Annotated in this window: 12 protein-coding genes; 4 read left to right on the top strand and 8 right to left on the bottom strand. The window is 73.2% G+C overall.

Annotated elements, in window-relative coordinates:
• Positions 1 to 258: 258 nt before the first annotated feature.
• The 6 genes from LCH29_RS40575 to mce all read right to left on the bottom strand — a co-directional run bounded on the left by LCH29_RS40575 (position 259) and on the right by mce (position 9,628).
• On the bottom strand, positions 259 to 1,260 hold the full coding sequence (locus LCH29_RS40575; protein ID WP_446466701.1) for an ABC transporter permease subunit: 1,002 nt from the start codon (positions 1,258 to 1,260) through the stop codon (positions 259 to 261).
• A complete protein-coding gene (locus tag LCH29_RS40580; RefSeq protein ID WP_446466702.1) occupies positions 1,257 to 2,459 on the bottom strand; it encodes an ABC transporter ATP-binding protein in 1,203 nt (400 codons plus the stop codon). Before LCH29_RS40580 ends, LCH29_RS40575 begins: the two co-directional genes overlap by 4 nt.
• A 68-nt stretch (positions 2,460 to 2,527) precedes the next feature.
• Positions 2,528 to 3,304, bottom strand: a complete 777-nt coding sequence (locus LCH29_RS40585; RefSeq protein ID WP_446466703.1) for a hypothetical protein — start codon at positions 3,302 to 3,304, stop codon at positions 2,528 to 2,530.
• 494 nt (positions 3,305 to 3,798) lie between these two features.
• Positions 3,799 to 4,737, bottom strand: coding sequence for a cellulose-binding protein (locus LCH29_RS40590; protein ID WP_009714987.1), 939 nt, complete (start codon positions 4,735 to 4,737; stop codon positions 3,799 to 3,801).
• 196 nt (positions 4,738 to 4,933) lie between these two features.
• Complete coding sequence (scy, locus tag LCH29_RS40595) at positions 4,934 to 8,935, bottom strand: polarized growth protein Scy (protein WP_446466704.1); 4,002 nt, start codon at positions 8,933 to 8,935, stop codon at positions 4,934 to 4,936.
• A gap of 252 nt (positions 8,936 to 9,187) precedes the next feature.
• Positions 9,188 to 9,628: a methylmalonyl-CoA epimerase gene (gene mce, locus LCH29_RS40600; protein WP_009714985.1), complete on the bottom strand. Its 441-nt coding sequence runs from the start codon at positions 9,626 to 9,628 to the stop codon at positions 9,188 to 9,190.
• Between the two features lie 154 nt (positions 9,629 to 9,782).
• Here mce and LCH29_RS40605 point away from each other — a divergent pair, with 154 nt between their 5' ends.
• From LCH29_RS40605 to LCH29_RS40620, 4 genes are all read left to right on the top strand, one after another.
• The gene (locus LCH29_RS40605; protein WP_446466731.1) at positions 9,783 to 10,964 is read left to right on the top strand and encodes an acetyl-CoA C-acetyltransferase; all 1,182 of its coding nucleotides are present in this window, start codon (positions 9,783 to 9,785) and stop codon (positions 10,962 to 10,964) included.
• 63 nt (positions 10,965 to 11,027) lie between these two features.
• Positions 11,028 to 12,002 carry a methylmalonyl Co-A mutase-associated GTPase MeaB gene (gene meaB, locus LCH29_RS40610; RefSeq protein WP_446466705.1) on the top strand — a complete coding sequence of 325 codons (975 nt, stop codon included), beginning with the start codon at positions 11,028 to 11,030 and terminating at the stop codon, positions 12,000 to 12,002.
• A gap of 240 nt (positions 12,003 to 12,242) precedes the next feature.
• On the top strand, positions 12,243 to 12,899 hold the full coding sequence (locus tag LCH29_RS40615) for a response regulator transcription factor (RefSeq protein WP_446466706.1): 657 nt from the start codon (positions 12,243 to 12,245) through the stop codon (positions 12,897 to 12,899).
• Positions 12,892 to 14,277 carry a sensor histidine kinase gene (locus LCH29_RS40620; RefSeq protein WP_446466707.1) on the top strand — a complete coding sequence of 462 codons (1,386 nt, stop codon included), beginning with the start codon at positions 12,892 to 12,894 and terminating at the stop codon, positions 14,275 to 14,277. The genes LCH29_RS40615 and LCH29_RS40620 overlap by 8 nt, the downstream gene beginning before the upstream one ends.
• A gap of 56 nt (positions 14,278 to 14,333) precedes the next feature.
• Here the strand turns inward: LCH29_RS40620 and LCH29_RS40625 are convergent, their stop codons facing one another.
• Positions 14,334 to 14,810: a MarR family winged helix-turn-helix transcriptional regulator gene (locus tag LCH29_RS40625; protein WP_446466708.1), complete on the bottom strand. Its 477-nt coding sequence runs from the start codon at positions 14,808 to 14,810 to the stop codon at positions 14,334 to 14,336.
• 94 nt (positions 14,811 to 14,904) lie between these two features.
• Entirely contained in the window at positions 14,905 to 15,585 is a 681-nt protein-coding gene (locus LCH29_RS40630; RefSeq protein ID WP_446466709.1) for an AIM24 family protein, read from the bottom strand.
• Between the last annotated feature and the right edge of the window lies 1 nt (position 15,586).

The following is a 15,586-nucleotide window of genomic DNA, read 5'->3' on the forward strand; positions in this document are numbered from 1 at the left end:
GGGAAACCGGGGCATGGCAGGACTCCTATTCTGCCCCCGCATAACCCACCGGATACGAGCCCTCTGGCTCGGCCCGAAAGGGAGCTGACGTGGGTCAGGGGAACACCCTGGCCGCCGGACGGGCGGACAGGCTAAACGCCTCGCAGAGCGCAGGTAAGACCAGGACGAGAGTCCCGGCACAGCGCGTTGGAGCAGGAAGCCACCCAGACGGTCACACAACCGTGGCAGGAATCCCCGGGCTTCAGGCCGGGGAGCACGTCAAACGTCGCGCTTCTCCAGCAGGACGTACGCCGCGACGAGGGCCGCCGCGGTGATGCCCCCCAGCACACCCAGCTGCGACCAGCCGGAGCCCATCGAGTCGTCGATCTGGAAGAGCGCGGCCAGCGCGAAGGGCGAGGAGTACTTCTGCATCGTCTCGCCCAGATCCGCCAGGCTGGGCGACATCATCAGGAACGCCGGGAGGATCGACGGGAGCAGCACCACGCCCAGCATCGTGGTGATCGCACCGGCCGAATGCCGCAGCATGCTGCCGACGGCGAGCGAGAGCAGCCCGAGCAGGGAGACATAGAGCCCGACGCCGAGCGTCGCGCCGATCAGCTGGTCGTTGGTCGGATCCATGACCTCCGGGCCGCTGTGCATCCCGGAGCTGATGAACGTCACCAGGGCGAGCGAGAGGGTGGTGGTGACGAACGCGAGCGTGAAGAAGACCAGCGCCTTGGCGGTCAGCACGCGGGAGCGGGCCGGGGAGGCGGTGAAGGTGGTGCGGATCATGCCGGTGCCGTACTCGGACGAGATCACCAGCACACCGAGGGTGACGACGCACAGCTGGCCGAGCAGGGCGCCGAAGAACCCGGGGAGGGTGGTGGGGGCGCTGGTGTAGTCGCTGTCGTTGGTGCTCGCCGACGTCAGGAACCCGATCCCGACGACCAGCGCGGCCATGACGCTCAGCGTCCAGATCGTCGAGCGCACCGACTTGATCTTGGTCCACTCCGAGGCGATGGCGTTCCCGAGGTGGGTGCGCTGGATCGGGATCGGCGAGGTGTAGGTGCCCACGGCGGCGTACGGCTGCGCGGGCGCGCCGGGCGGCGGCGACACGTACCCCGGCGGCACATGCGGCGCCTGGTGCTGGGGTGCCACCGGCTGCGCCTGCGGTGGCTGTGCGTACGGCTGCTGCGGTGCGTGCTGCGGTGCCTGGGGAGCCTGGGGCGGAGTCTGCGGCGGGACGGGCGCCTGGCCCTGCTGCTGGTACGGCGTCGTCATCGGGCGTCCTCGTTGTCGCGCTTGGACAGGTCGGCGGGGGCGGCGGCGGGAGGCTGCGCCGGGGCGGTGGGCGGCTGGACCGGGGGAGCGGCCGGGGCACCGTGCGGCGGGGCGGCGCCCTGCGGCGGGGCGGGCGGCTCGGCGTACCCCGGCATCACGGTTCCGGGCGGGTACGGCCCGGGCTGCTGCCCCGGTACGCCCGGCGCGCCCGGCGCGTAGCCGTACGCCCCGCCCTGCGGGGCGCCCGCGCCGGGCGGCTGCTGGAGCCCGGCCCGCTGGTCGGCCGTCGAGCGGTAGTCCACGGCGCCCTGCGTCATCCGCATGTACGCCTCCTCCAGCGACGCCTGGTGCGGGGACAGCTCCCACAGCCGGACGTCCGCCGTGTGTGCCAGCTCGCTGATGCGCGGCAGCGGCAGCCCGGTGATCCGCAGGGCGCCGTCCTGCTCCGGCAGCACCTGGCCCCCGGCCTCGCTCAGCGCGGCGGTCAGCTTCTCGCGCTGCTGCGGTTCGCCGTCGGGGGTGCGGACCCGGGCGAAGTCCGCCGAGTTGTACGAGATGAAGTCCTTGACGCTCATGTCCGCGAGCAGCTGCCCGCGGCCGATCACGATCAGCTGGTCGGCGGTGAGCGCCATCTCGCTCATGAGGTGGCTGGAGACGAAGACCGTGCGGCCCTCGGAGGCCAGCTGCTTCATCAGGTTGCGGACCCACAGGATGCCCTCGGGGTCCAGACCGTTGACCGGCTCGTCGAAGAGCAGCACCTGCGGGTCGCCGAGCAGCGCGGCCGCGATGCCCAGGCGCTGGCCCATGCCGAGCGAGAAGCCCTTGGAGCGCTTGCGGGCGACGTTCTGGAGGCCGACCACGCCCAGCACCTCGTCCACCCGGCGGGCCGGGATGCCGGACAGCTGGGCCAGGCACAGCAGGTGCTGGCGGGCGCTGCGGCCGCCGTGCACGGCCTTGGCGTCCAGGAGCGCGCCGACCTGGCGCGGGGCGTTGGGCAGCTTGCGGAAGGGGTAGCCACCGACCGTGACGTGCCCCGCGGTGGGTTCGTCGAGCCCGAGGATCATGCGCATCGTCGTCGACTTGCCGGAGCCGTTGGGCCCCAGGAAGCCGGTGACGGCGCCCGGCCGCACCTGGAACGACAGGTTGTACACGGCTGTCTTGTCGCCATAGCGTTTCGTCAGGCCGACTGCCTCGATCATGCTCCGCCCCTCGTGCGAATGGGTCGGGGCGCCTCGCCCCCGTGAGTCTTAGGAGCTTAACGGCCTGGTTACGGTTCCCGTGAAAGCAGGGTTGAGAGCGGATCGTGACCCCGTGGCCGGGCCCAGCCCTCGTCGTGGAACAGCCGGGTGCCCGCCGTCCGCACCGCCGCGTCGGCGCCCGCCCGGCCGACCCAGGCGGCGGGGTCGGGGCCGAGGAGGTCCCGCAGCCGCGCGGAGGAGGCGAGCAGCCGGGCCAGCAGCGCGCTCTGGTCGCCGCCGCCCGGCAGCGGCCGCCCGCCGTCGCCGGGCGCGGTGAGCACGCCGTGGGTGCTGACGTACAGGTACGCCGCGTCCAGCCGCTCCCCGGACGGCAGCACCATCGGGAACTCCGCCCCGGGCAGCCGGACCCGCTGGTAGTTGGGCACCTCGGTGCGGTCCACGGCGTCGAGCTGCGCGTCGTCGAGCCAGCTGACGACGAGGGACGTGAGGGCGGCGGGGTGCCCGTACGGGGCGGAGGCGACGTACCCGTAGCGGCCGATGTGCGCCGAGCAGCCGACCGCGATGCCGTGCACCAGGACCGGAACCATGGGCACGGTGGCGGGGTGCCCGGGCCCGCTGAGCTTGTGGTGCAGCTGGGCGGGGGAGGCGTTGGACCCGACCGCGATGACGGGGTGCCGCTGCCGGTACCGCTCCAGCAGCGTCAGGTCCAGGGGGTGCAGTTCGCCGCCGGTGAGCAGCGTGGGCGTGGTGACGGGCCGCCCGGGGTAGGTGAGCGGCGCTTCGGCGGGCACGTCGCCGAACCCGAGTGCGGCGAGGCTGAGGTCATCCACCCTGCGGTCATCCACCCTGCCGAGGCTACGCGACCGGCTGCCCGCGCCGACACCAGGCGAGCCCCGGCCGCGCGGCACGCGCTGCACCGGCCGCGTGAGGCGAGCGGCGCGCCCCGGCGAGCGTCGGCCGTGCAGCAGGACGACTTGCCGCGTGCGGGGCACCCGCGCCGTCCGTCAGTCGGCACCCGCCGCGCACGGCGAGCAGCGCATCCCGCGCCCGGCCCGGCCGCGCAGCGGGACGGGGCACGGCACGACATGCGCGTGCCCCGCGCCGCTCCTGCTGGCGGCACGGGGCACGGAGCGCTGGAGGGGGTGTCGTGCCGATCATGCCGGGCTCCCGACGTCTGGCACGGCATCTCGCGGCCCCGCGCTCGTCGCGCGCAGCGCCGCTGCGCTCTCCTCACGCGGGTTGCGAGCTACCGCTCCCCCAGCTACCGCTGGGAGGTGCCCCCTGACGCCGCTCGCTGATCCGGCCTGATCGACAAGACACCCTAAGCCATGACCGAGCGTCACCGGGTCTGCTGGGCGGGGACGCCGCGGGTGGCGGCCTCTTCCTCGCCCGGGTTCCCGGCCGCGGCGACCGCGGCGCCGGTCAGCGTGGCCAGCATCTCGCGGACGTTGGTCAGCTGGGCGTTGATGCTGTCGCGGCGGTTGGTCAGGGCCGCCAGCTCGCGCTCGGACTCGCTGCGGATGCGGTCCGCCTTGGCGTTCGCGTCGGCCACGATGTCCTCGGCCTGGCGCTGGGCGGTCTCCACCGTCTGGCGGGCCCGGCGCTCGGCGTCGGTGCGCAGCTTCTCGGCCTCCAGGCGCAGCTGCTCGGCGCGGTGCTCGATCTCCGCGAGCCGCTTCTCGGCCTTGGCCTGACGGGAGGCCAGGTCGCGCTCGGACTGCTCGCGGCGCTTGGCCAGGTTCGTCTCGAAGTCGGCGGCGGCCTGCGCGGCCTTGGCGCGGGTCTCCTCGAAGAGGGAGTCCGCCTCCTCGCGCTTGGACTGCGCGTCCTTCTGCGCCTCCTGACGCAGCGTGGTGGCTTCGCCCTTCGCCTTCTCGACGATCCGCGCGCCCTCGTCCTCGGCCTTGGCCTTGCGGTCGGCGGCGAACGCCTCGGCGTCGTTGCGGACCTGCTGGGCGGAGGACTCGGCCAGCTCGCGGTGCTGCTCGGCGGCCCGGCGGGCCTCCTCGCGCAGGTCCTTCGCCTCTTCCTCGGCGAGGCGGAGGATCTTCTCGACCCGGGCGCCGAGTCCGGCGTAGGACGGCTCCGCGTCGTTGATCTGGGCCTGAGCGTTCTGCGTTTCGAGGTGCAGCTCCTCGATGCGCTTCTCGAGCGAGGTGATGCGGGACAGTGCGCTGTCACGGTCGGCGATGAGCTTGGTAATGCGGTCGTCCACCTGACCGCGGTCGTACCCACGCCGCACGAGCTCGAAGCCGAAGGGGGAGGAAGTGTCGCTCATGGGGTTCCTGTCGAAAGAGACCGGTGAGGTGATAGAGCAAATCCTAGGGGGCCGAACGGCGTGTCATCGAGTCAACGTCCGTTTGATCTGGAGAATGTCCAGCCTTTTGAGTGGACGTAAGACGGAGACCTTGTCACTCGTCGGGATGATACGGACACGACACGCCCTGTGCGACTAGCCGTCGGACCGTGTTCCCCTACCCATCGGACCGCTTTCCACTCGACCGGGTCGCTCCCGCTCCCGCCGCCGTCTTCACTCCGCCGTTCTCCTTGCCGCCCGCGCCGCCCGACGCGGGGGTCTCGAAAGACTCCAACGCTTCCAGCACGTCCTGGACACGGGTGATTTCCGCGTTGATGTCCTCGCGGCGGCGCTTGAGCAGCTCCAGCTCCCGCTTGCCCTCGTCGACGATCTCCTTCGCCTCCGCCGTCGCCTCGGACTTGGTGCGCTCGGCGTCCTTCTCGGCCTCCAGCCGCTTCTGCTCGGCCTCCTTCAGCAGCCCCTCGGCCTTCTTCACGGCCTGGATCCGCACCCGGCTCGCCTCGGTCTCGGCCTCCGAGACCAGCGACTTCGCCTTCTCCTCGGCCTTCATCAGCTGCGCGGTCGCCGCCGCGACGAGCTTGTCGACCCGCTCGCCGGTCGCCTTCATCTGCTCCGCCGACTCCCGGCGGGCCCGCTCGTGCAGCTCCTCCACCTCGGCCGCGGTCGTCGCCCGCAGCTCCTCGGCGCGCTCCCGGATGGACGTCGCGTCGCCGCGGGCCTCGGCCAGCATCGTGTCGGAGTCCGTACGGGCCTTCTCCACCAGGCCATTGGCCTGCGCGGTGGCCTCGGACACCAGCCGCTCGGCCTCCTGCCGGGCGGCGCCCACCATGACGTCCGCCTGCTCCTCGGCCGCGGCCGTCGCCTGGAGCGCGGACTCCTGGGCCTCCGCGGTGAGCCGCTCGGCCTCCGCCGCGGACTCGGTGACCAGCCGGTCCGCCTGCTCGGCCGCGTCGGAGCGGCGCTTGTTGGCGTCCTCGCGCGCCTGGTCGACCAGCCGGTCGGCCTCGTTCTGCGCCTCGGTGCGGATGCGCTCCGCCTCGGCCGCCGCGTCGGCCGCGACCCGCTCGGACTCGGCGCCGGTGCGCTGCGCGTGCTGCTGCGCCGAAGCGACCGTCTCCGCGGCCTCGGTGCGCAGCCGCTCGGCCTCCGTACCGGCCTCCGACAGCAGCCGGTCCGCCTCGTTCGACGCCTCGGTGACCAGCCGGTCGGCCTGGGCCGCCGCCTCCGAGCGGATGTTGTTGGCGTCGCTGCGGGCCTGCGCCCGGGTGCGCGCCGCGTCCTGCTCCGCGGTCGCCCGCGCTTCCGCCGCCTCCGTCCGCAGCGCCTGCGACCGCGCGGTGGCCTCGGCGACGATCCGCTGCGCCTCCTCGGTCGCGCCGCTGACCAGTGTGTCGGCCTGCTCGGCGGCCTCCGCGCGGGTCTTGTTGGCGCTCCTGCGCGCCTCGTCCAGCGTCTCGTTGGCCTCCGCGCGCAGCCGCTCGGCCTCGTGGTTCGCCTCGCCGAGCAGCCGGTCCGCCTGCTCCGCGGCCTCGGAGCGGCGCCGGTTGGCGTCGTCGCGCGAGCGCGCGCCCAGCTGCTCCGCCTCGGCGATCGCCTCCGCGACCGTGCGCTCCGCGAGCGACTTGGCGGCCTCCGCCTCCTCGTGCGCGGCACGCCGCACCCGGGAGGCGTCGACGGAGGCGCGCTCCCGCTCCGCGTACGCGTCCGCGCGGACCCGGTCGGCCTCCTCCTGGGCGTCGGTCCGGGTGCGCTCCGCCGCGTGCTCGGCCGCCTGCCGCAGCCCGGTGATCTCCGACTCGGCCTGCTCGTGCAGCCCCGCGACCGAGTCCCGTACGGACTGGGCGTGCTGCTCGGCGGCCGACACCAGGTCCGCCGCGTGCTGCTCGGCCTCCTCGACCAGCCGCTGCGCCTCGGCCTGCGCCTCGCTGACCCGGGTCCGGGCCGCGGCCAGCAGCTCCTCGCCCTGCTCGCGCGCCGCCGTACGCTCCCGCTGCGCCTCCTCGCGGGCGTCGCCCAGCAGCTCCTCGGCCTCGCGGCGGCGGCGCGCCGCCTCCTCCGCGGAGGCCGCCAGGGCCTCCGCTGCCTCGGCGCCGATGCGCTCGGCGGCGCTCGCCGCCTCCGCCCGCACCCGGTCCGCGGTCTCCTGCGCCTCGCTCCGCAGCCGCTCCGCCTCCGCGGCGGCCTCGCTCCGCAGGCGCACCGCCACGGACTCGCCCTCGGCGCGCGCGTTGGACGCGTCCGCGGCGGCCTCGTCGCGCAGCCGGTCGGCCTCCTCCTCGGCCTGCTGCCGCAGGGCGTCCAGCCGCTCGGTGGACTCGGCGCGCTGCCGCTCGATCTCCTCGGCGGCCTCGCGGCGGAGCCGCTCGGACTCGGTCCGGGCGTCGTTCAGCTCCTGCTCGGCGGAGCTGAACCGCGCCTCCGCCTCCTCGTGCCGCCGGGTCAGCTCGGCCTCGGCCTCGCTGCGCCGCGCCTCGGCCGCCTGCTCGGCCTCCTCGCGCAGCTCCTCGGCGGTACGGGCCGCCTCCTCCTTGACCCGCTCGGCCTGCTCCTCGGCCGAGGTCACCAGCTCCTCGGCCTCGCCGCGGGCCCGCTTCAGCAGCTCGTCGGCCTGGCGGCGCAGCGCGTTGGCCCGCTCGATCGCCTCGGTGCGGACCCGCTCGCTCTCGGCGGTCGCGCCCGAACGCGTCTCCTCCGCGTCCTGCTTGGCCTGCGTCAGCAGGTCCTCGGCGGTGCTGGCCGCCTCCTCGATCTGCTCGACCGCCTCGCGGCGCGCCTCGGCCCGGATCCGCTCGCCCTCGGCGACCGCGTCCGACCGCTGCTGCTCGGCCTCGCCGCGCAGCCGCCGTGCCTCCTCCTGGAGCTCGGCGGTCTTGGCGCGGTACTCCTTGGTGTCGTCCTTCGCCGCGCCCTTGAGCTGGTTGGCGGTGTCGTGCGCCTCCGAGCGCAGCCGGTCGGCCTCCGCCTCGGCCTCGCGCCGGATCCGCTCCGCTTCCTCGGCCGCCGCCTTGGTGGTGGCCTGCGCCTTCTCCGAGGCGCGGGACAGCACCTCCTCGGCGCTGCGCGCCGCCTTGGCCAGCTGCGCCGCCGAGTCCTCGGCGACCCGGGCCCGGGCGTCCTCACCGGCCTCGGAGAGCAGCCGCTCGGCCTCGGCGCGGGCGTCGTCCCGCATCTGCTCGGCCTCGGCGCGGATCGCCTCGGCCTCCTTGGTGGCCTCGCCGACCAGCCGGGCGACCTCCGCCTTGGCGGTGCGGGCGCGCTGTTCGTTGTCCGATTCGGTGGCCGAAAGCCGCTTGGCCGCCGCGTCCTTCGCCTCGCCGAGCACCTTCTCGGCCTCGGCGCGCGCCTCGCGCAGCGCCGTCTCGGCCTCCAGCATCCGCGCCTCCGCGGCGCGGGTCTGCTCGGCGGCGTGCCGACGGGCCTGGTCCGACTCCTGGGTGGTGGAGGTGCGCAGCTGCTCGGCGTGCTCGGTGGCCTCCTGGGCCTGGGCGCCCGCCTTGGTCAGCAGCCGCTCGGCCTCGGTGCGGGCCCGGCGCAGGATCGCCTCGGCCTCGGCGCGGGCGGTCTCCGCCTCGGAGCCCAGCCGCTCCCTGGCCTGGTCGGCGAGGCGCTGGGCCTCGGCGCGGGCGGCGGTCAGCGCCTGCTCGGCCTCGGCCCGGGACTCGTCCAGCAGCCGACGGGCCTGCGCCTCGGTGCGGGCGCGCAGTTGCTCGGCCCAGGCGACGTTCTCGTTGACGTGGGACTCGACCGTGGCACGGCGGTCGGCCAGCTCCTGGTCAAGACGCTGACGGCGGGCCACGGCCTCGGCGTGCAGCTCGGCTTCGAGCCGGGCCTGCTGCTCGGCCTGCTCCTGGAGCAGCCGCTGGGTCTGGGCACGGGTCTGCCGCAGCTCGCGCTCGGCGTCGGCGCGCACCTGCTCCGCCTGGAGCTGGGCGTCCCGCAGCAACTGCTCTGCCTGGTAGCCGAGGTTGGCGCTGTCGTAGGCAGGGCGGCTCGCCAGCGCGCGCCGCACCTCGTGCAGCTTGGCGCGCAGAACCTCGACCTGGTAGCCGAGGTCGTCGGCGTGCTGGACGGCCTTCTCCCGCTCGTTCTTCAGCCGCTCCATCTCGGCCTCGAACTTCGAGAGGTGATCGTCAGGCTCGTAGCGGTCGTAGCCCCGCACTGCGCGGTCCCATCCGTCCCCTGGTCGCGGTGGCGGCCGGCTCCGTACCGCGCGGTTCCTGGCAGTCCCTTGCGGTCCCTCGCGGCCCCGACCCGGCGTGATGCGTGCCGGGCGGACCGGAGCTGGCCCTTCCGAAGAAATGGTGTCAGATCATCGGCTCAGCCCGGGCCGGACCCCGATCCCTCTCGATTCCCGTACCCCGGCCGAGCCTGCACTCTACCGGCCGGGGAAGGGGTAGGTCAGTGGTCCGCTTCAGTGGTCCGCTTCACCGGGTGTCGCCGCGGTCACGAGTTCGGTCAGCACACCGTGGCAGTCCTTGGGGTGGAGGAACGTGATGCGGGAGTCCATCGACCCACGTCGGGGCTGTTCGTACAGCACCCGCACGCCCTTGTCGCGGATGGCCTCGGAGTCGGCGTCGACGTCGGCGGTGCCGAACGCGATGTGATGGACGCCCTCACCGTTCTTCGCCAGCCACTTGCCGACCGCGGAGTCCTCCCGGGTCGGCTCCAGCAGCTGGAGGTAGGAGGCCCCGCCGTCCGAGGTCTCGTTGATCTTCAGCATGGCCTCACGGACGCCCTGCTCCTCGTTGACCTCGGAGTGGAACACCTCGAAGCCGTACGTGGCACGGTAGAACTCGACGGTCTTGTCCAGGTCGAAGCAGGCGATCCCGATGTGGTCGATTCTCGTCAGCATGGGCTTAGTGCACCGCTACACGGCCGGTTACGCAACGTGCGCGCGATCACACCGATGGGGCGGTGACCGGACGGGTACTCGTCAGTACATTGACGATAACCCTCGTTAACTTCCTTCTCTCCGCGGAGGACGCACCATGACTCGTACGACATCTGTGATTGTGGCGGGAGCCCGTACCCCCATGGGCCGCCTCCTGGGCAGCCTGCGCTCGTTCTCCGGTGCCGACCTGGGCGGCTTCGCGATCAAGGCCGCGCTGGAGCGGGCCGGGGTCACCGGTGACCAGGTGCAGTACGTGATCATGGGGCAGGTGCTCCAGGCCGGTGCCGGGCAGATTCCCGCACGTCAGGCGGCCGTCAAGGCCGGTATCCCGATGAGTGTCCCCGCCCTCACCGTCAACAAGGTGTGCCTGTCCGGACTGGACGCCATCGCGCTGGCCGACCAGCTGATCCGGGCCGGGGAGTTCGACATCGTGGTGGCCGGCGGCCAGGAGTCCATGACCAACGCGCCCCATCTGCTGCCGGGCTCCCGCGACGGCCACAAATACGGCGCGATCCAGATGCTCGACGCCATGGCCCACGACGGTCTGACCGACGCCTTCGAGAACGTCGCCATGGGCGAGTCCACCGAAGCGCACAACACCCGGCTCGGCATCGGCCGCCCGGAGCAGGACGAGATCGCCGCCCGCTCCCACCAGCGCGCCGCCGCCGCCCAGAAGAACGGCCTGTTCGACGCCGAGATCACCCCGGTCGAGATCCCGCAGCGCAAGGGCGACCCGGTCGTTTTCGCCAAGGACGAGGGCATCCGCGGCGAGACCACCGTGGAGACCCTGGGCAAGCTGCGCCCGGCCTTCGCGGGCGACGGGAACGGGACGATCACAGCCGGATCGTCCTCGCAGATCTCGGACGGGGCGGCCGCCGTCGTCGTCATGAGCAAGGAGAAGGCCGAGGAGCTGGGCCTGGAGTGGATCGCCGAGATCGGCGCCCACGGCAATGTGGCCGGGCCCGACAACTCGCTCCAGTCCCAGCCGTCGAACGCGATCGCGCACGCGCTGGGCAAGGAGGGGCTGACGGTGGACGATCTCGACCTGATCGAGATCAACGAGGCGTTCGCCGCGGTCGCCGTGCAGTCAATGAAGGACCTGGGTCTTTCCTCCGAAAAGGTGAACGTGAACGGCGGTGCGATCGCCCTCGGCCACCCCATCGGCATGTCCGGCGCCCGCATCGTGCTCCACCTGGCGCTGGAGCTCCGGCGGCGCGGCGGCGGCGTCGGCGCGGCGGCGCTGTGCGGCGGGGGCGGCCAGGGCGACGCGCTCATCGTCCGCGTCCCGGGGGCATAACTCCCTCGGGTATGACGCGGCCGAAACCGGTCGTCCGTACGAGTGATGAGGAGCACGGCACCCATGGCTGACGCTGATGTGCCCACGCTGGTGGAGCAGGCCCGGCAGGGGCGGCCGCGCGCGGTCGCCCGGCTCATCTCGCTGATCGAGGGCGACTCCCCGCGGCTGCGCGAGGTGATGGCCGCGCTGGCGCCGCTGGCGCAGGGTGCGTACGTGGTCGGGGTGACCGGTTCGCCGGGGGTCGGCAAGTCCACGTCGACCTCCGCGCTCGTCTCGGCGTACCGGAGGGCGGGGAAGCGGGTCGGGGTGCTCGCCGTCGACCCCTCCTCGCCCTTCTCCGGCGGCGCGCTCCTCGGTGACCGGATCCGAATGTCCGAGCACGCCTCGGACCCCGGCGTCTACATCCGCTCCATGGCTACCCGCGGGCATCTGGGCGGCCTCGCCTGGGCCGCCCCGCAGGCCATCCGGGTGCTGGACGTGGCCGGATGCGACGTGGTGATCGTGGAGACGGTCGGCGTCGGCCAGTCCGAGGTGGAGATCGCCGCCCAGGCCGACACGACCATGGTGCTGCTCGCCCCGGGCATGGGCGACGGCATCCAGGCGGCCAAGGCCGGGATCCTGGAGATCGGCGACGTGTACGTGGTCAACAAGGCCGACCGGGAGGGCGCCGACGCCACCGCCCGCGAGCTGAACCATATGCTGGGCCTGGGCGAGGCCCGGGCGCCGGGGGACTGGCGGCCGCCGATCGTGAAGACCGTCGCGGCGCGCGGCGAGGGCACCGACGAGGTCGTGCAGGCTTTGGAGAAGCACCGGGCGTGGATGGAGGAGCACGGCGTGCTGGCCGAGCGCCGGATGCGGCGCGCGGCGGGCGAGGTCGAGACGATCGCCGTGACCGCGCTGCGGGCCCGCATCGGCGACCTGCACGGCGACCGCCGCCTGGGCGCGCTGGCGGAGCGGGTCGTGGCGGGCGAGCTGGACCCGTACGCGGCGGCGGACGAGCTGGTGGCGGGGGTCACGGAAAAGGCGGCGGGTGCGTAGGGGTGTCTTGTCGGTCAGGCCGGATCAGCGAGCGGCGTCAGGGGGCACCTCCCAGCGGTAGCTGGAGGAGCATCGCAACCCGCGTGAGGAGAGCCGCAGGGGGCACCGCCCAGCGGTAGCTGGGGAGCGACGAGCGCGGGGCCGCGAGGTGCCGCCCGCCGCGGCAGCGGCTGATGTCACAGCGGCGTCGGGAGCCCCACCTGAAGGATCCTTCAGGTGGGCTCTGGGACGCTTGGCCGCATGCGTTTGCTGATTGTGGAGGACGAGCGGCGGCTCGCCCTGTCGCTGGCCAAGGGGCTGCGGGCCGAGGGGTTCGCGGTCGACGTGGTGCACGACGGACGGGAAGGGCTGCACCGGGCCCAGGAGGGCACGTACGACCTGATCGTCCTCGACATCATGCTGCCCGGGATGAACGGCTACCGCGTCTGCGGCGCCCTGCGGGCGGCCGGGCACGAGGTGCCGATCCTGATGCTCACGGCGAAGGACGGCGAGTACGACGAGGCGGAGGGGCTTGACACCGGCGCCGACGACTATCTGACCAAGCCGTTCTCGTACGTCGTGCTGGTCGCCCGGGTGCGGGCGCTGCTGCGGCGGCGCGGCGCCGGGGCCTCGCCCGTGCTGCGGGTGGGGGCGCTCGCGGTGGACCGGGGCGCGCGCCGGGTGGAGCGGGACGGGGACGAGGTGTCCCTGACCGCCAAGGAGTTCTCGGTGCTGGAGCACCTGGCGACGAACGGCGGGGACGTCTGCTCCAAGGCGGACATCCTGGAGCACGTGTGGGACTTCGCGTACGACGGCGACCCCAACATCGTCGAGGTGTACGTGAGTGCGCTGCGCCGCAAGCTGGGGCCCGGCTTCATCGAGACCGTGCGGGGAGCGGGGTACCGGCTCCGTGGGTAGGGCGTTCGGTTCGGTACGGGCGCGGGCCGCGCTGGGCGCGACCGTGGTGGTGGCCGTGGCGCTGGTGGCCGCGGGGCTCGCGGTGCTGCGGGTGCTCCAGGGCAACCTGGCGGACCAGGCCGGGCTGCACGCCCAGGTGGAGGCCCGCGAGGTGGCGTCGAAGATAGCCGCGGGGACCGGCTACCGCGCTCTGGACCTGGACGACGACACCCCGGTGCAGGTGGTGGACGACAAGCGCCGGGTGCGGGCGGTCAGCGAGGACCTGGAGGCCGTGACGGGCACGGCGAGCCCGTCGGTGCGCCCCGTGTCCGTGGCGCCGGACGGCGAGCGCGAGGAGGGCGAGGTCGACGGCGACGTCCGGTACACAGGCGGCTCCGCCCGGATCGACGGCACCACCGCCGACTACCGCTGGGCGGCCGTGGAGGCCACCAGCCCGCAGGGCGACGAGGTCACCGTCTACGCGGGCGCCCCGCTGGCCACCGAGCGCGACGCGGTCGGCACGGTGCGGCAGGCGATGCTGATCGGGCTGCCGCTGCTGCTGCTCGTGGTCGCCGGGGTGACCTGGCTGGTGACGCGGCGCGCGCTGCGGCCGGTGGAGGGCATCCGGCAGGAGATGTCCGCGATCACGGCGAGTACGGACCTGTCCCGGCGCGTGCCCGAGCCGGACTCGCACGACGAGGTGGCGCGGCTGGCCCGGACCACCAATGAGACCCTCACCGCACTGGAGGCGGCGGTGGAGCGGCAGCGGGCGTTCGTGGCCGACGCCTCGCACGAGCTGCGCTCCCCGGTGGCCTCGCTCCGTACCCAGCTGGAGGTGGGCGTGGCCCACCCCGAACTGCTGGACCTGCCGGGCGCGGTCGAGGACGTGGTGCGGCTCCAGCGGCTGGCGGCCGATCTGCTGCTGCTGGCCCGGCTGGACGCAGGGGAGCGCCCCCGCGCGGACAGCAGGGTGCAGCTGGACACGCTGGTGCGGGAGACGGTGGAGCAGCGCACCGGGGACCGGGTGCCGGTGCGCACCGATCTGGCGGCGGTGGCCGTCACCGGCTCCCGCGGGCAGCTCACCCAGGTGCTGGGCAACCTGGTCGACAACGCGCAGCGGCACGCGCGCGGCGCGGTGCGGGTGTCGGTGCGGGCGGACGGCGCCGAGGGCGTGGTCGCGGTCGCCGACGACGGCGCCGGGGTGCCGGAGTCCGAACGGGAGCGGATCTTCGAGCGGTTCGTACGGCTCGACGACGCCCGCAGCCGCGACGATGGCGGGGCCGGGCTCGGCCTCGCCATCGCGCGGGACGTGGTGCTGCGACACGGCGGCACGCTCACCGTGGGTGAGGCGCCGGGCGGCGGCGCGCTGTTCGAGGCGCGGCTGCCGCTCGCGGGCTGACCCGGGGCCGGACCGACCCCGGGGTGGTCCGGCCCCCTCGCGGTGTGTGCTGTGCTCTAGACCCGGCCGCGCTGGGCGCGCAGATGGTCGGCGACGGGCACCAGCGACCCGTACAGCGCCTCCAGGTCGGCCGGGGAGAGCAGGTCGATGAAGTGCTTGCGCACCGATTCGACGTGGTGGGGTGCGACCTTGCGCATGGTGTCCCAGCCGTGCTCGGTCAGGACCGCGTAGAGCCCGCGCCGGTCGGATTCGCAGTTCTCGCGGCGGACCAGCCCGGCGTTCTCCATCCGGGTGATCTGATGGGAGAGGCGGCTCTTGGACTGGAGCGTCGCGGACGCGAGGTCGCTCATCCGCATCCGGTGCTCTTCCGACTCCGAGAGGTTGACCAGGATCTCGTAGTCGTTCATGGTCAGGCCGAACGGCTGGAGGTCCCGTTCGAGCTGGTAGGTCAGCAGTCGGCTGACGTCCAGGTGGGTGCGCCAGGCGCGCTGTTCCTCATCGCTGAGCCAGCGCGTGCCGTTCTCGGTCTCCATGGGATGTATTCTACCTATAGAAGTTGAATTCCGAACCAATGGATGTATCGGGCTAGAGGTCACCTGTTCGACGTTACACTCCGCGTCGTCGCGCTCACGAACCGGTACCCCCTGTCTCGCCGACGGCTATCTCCTCCATCAGCTCCTCCGTGGACTGGAGCAGCACGGTTCCGGCACCCACGAACTCGAACTGGTGCTCCTCGCCCGACGTGCCGCCGAGGCCGGTGTGCGCGCGGATGCCGCCCATGACGCCGCGCAGGTACTCGTGGTCGTAGTGGTGGTTGGGCGTCGGGCAGTCCGCCCAGCCGACCAGTGCCTGCGGATCGACCCGGATCGGCGGCTCCATGAAGACCACGGGCCCGTTGGACGCCGCCACGAACTTCCCCGTCCCGATGAGCGTCAGGAAGCCCGGCACGATCGACTGCTTCAGCGCCAGCGACGGCTGGAAGGCGAGCAGGTTGCCCGACCGGATGGTGAGGTTCCCGTCGTCCAGGTCATAGGAGTTGACGTCGAAGGCGCGGTCGGCGAGCACCATCTTGCCCTTGCCCTCCGCCACCACCCACTCGGCGGCGTGCAGGGGCGAGTGGAAACTGCCCGCGACGAGCCGGTCGAGCCGCCCGAGCCCGATGCCCTGGAAGCCGATCTGCCCGTAGTAGGCGACCATCTTCCCCTTCTGGAGGAACCACTGCCCGTCCAACTCCACGCTGAAGGCGTACGGATTGACGTTGTCGTCGGCCGGCAGCGTGTACGCGTCGTGGATGACGGGGCCGTTCACC

It is taken from the genome of Streptomyces sp. BRA346, assembly GCF_052851135.1.

Excerpts from the sequence above, each read along its gene's own strand:
- LCH29_RS40625 (WP_446466708.1), bottom strand. The coding sequence starts at position 14,810 with ATGGAGACCGAGAACGGCACGCGCTGGCTCAGCGATGAGGAACAGCGC.
- meaB (WP_446466705.1), top strand. The coding sequence starts at position 11,028 with ATGGCTGACGCTGATGTGCCCACGCTGGTGGAGCAGGCCCGGCAGGGG.
- LCH29_RS40590 (WP_009714987.1), bottom strand. The coding sequence starts at position 4,737 with ATGAGCGACACTTCCTCCCCCTTCGGCTTCGAGCTCGTGCGGCGTGGG.
- LCH29_RS40580 (WP_446466702.1), bottom strand. The coding sequence starts at position 2,459 with ATGATCGAGGCAGTCGGCCTGACGAAACGCTATGGCGACAAGACAGCC.
- mce (WP_009714985.1), bottom strand. The coding sequence starts at position 9,628 with ATGCTGACGAGAATCGACCACATCGGGATCGCCTGCTTCGACCTGGAC.
- LCH29_RS40615 (WP_446466706.1), top strand. The coding sequence starts at position 12,243 with ATGCGTTTGCTGATTGTGGAGGACGAGCGGCGGCTCGCCCTGTCGCTG.
- LCH29_RS40575 (WP_446466701.1), bottom strand. The coding sequence starts at position 1,260 with ATGACGACGCCGTACCAGCAGCAGGGCCAGGCGCCCGTCCCGCCGCAG.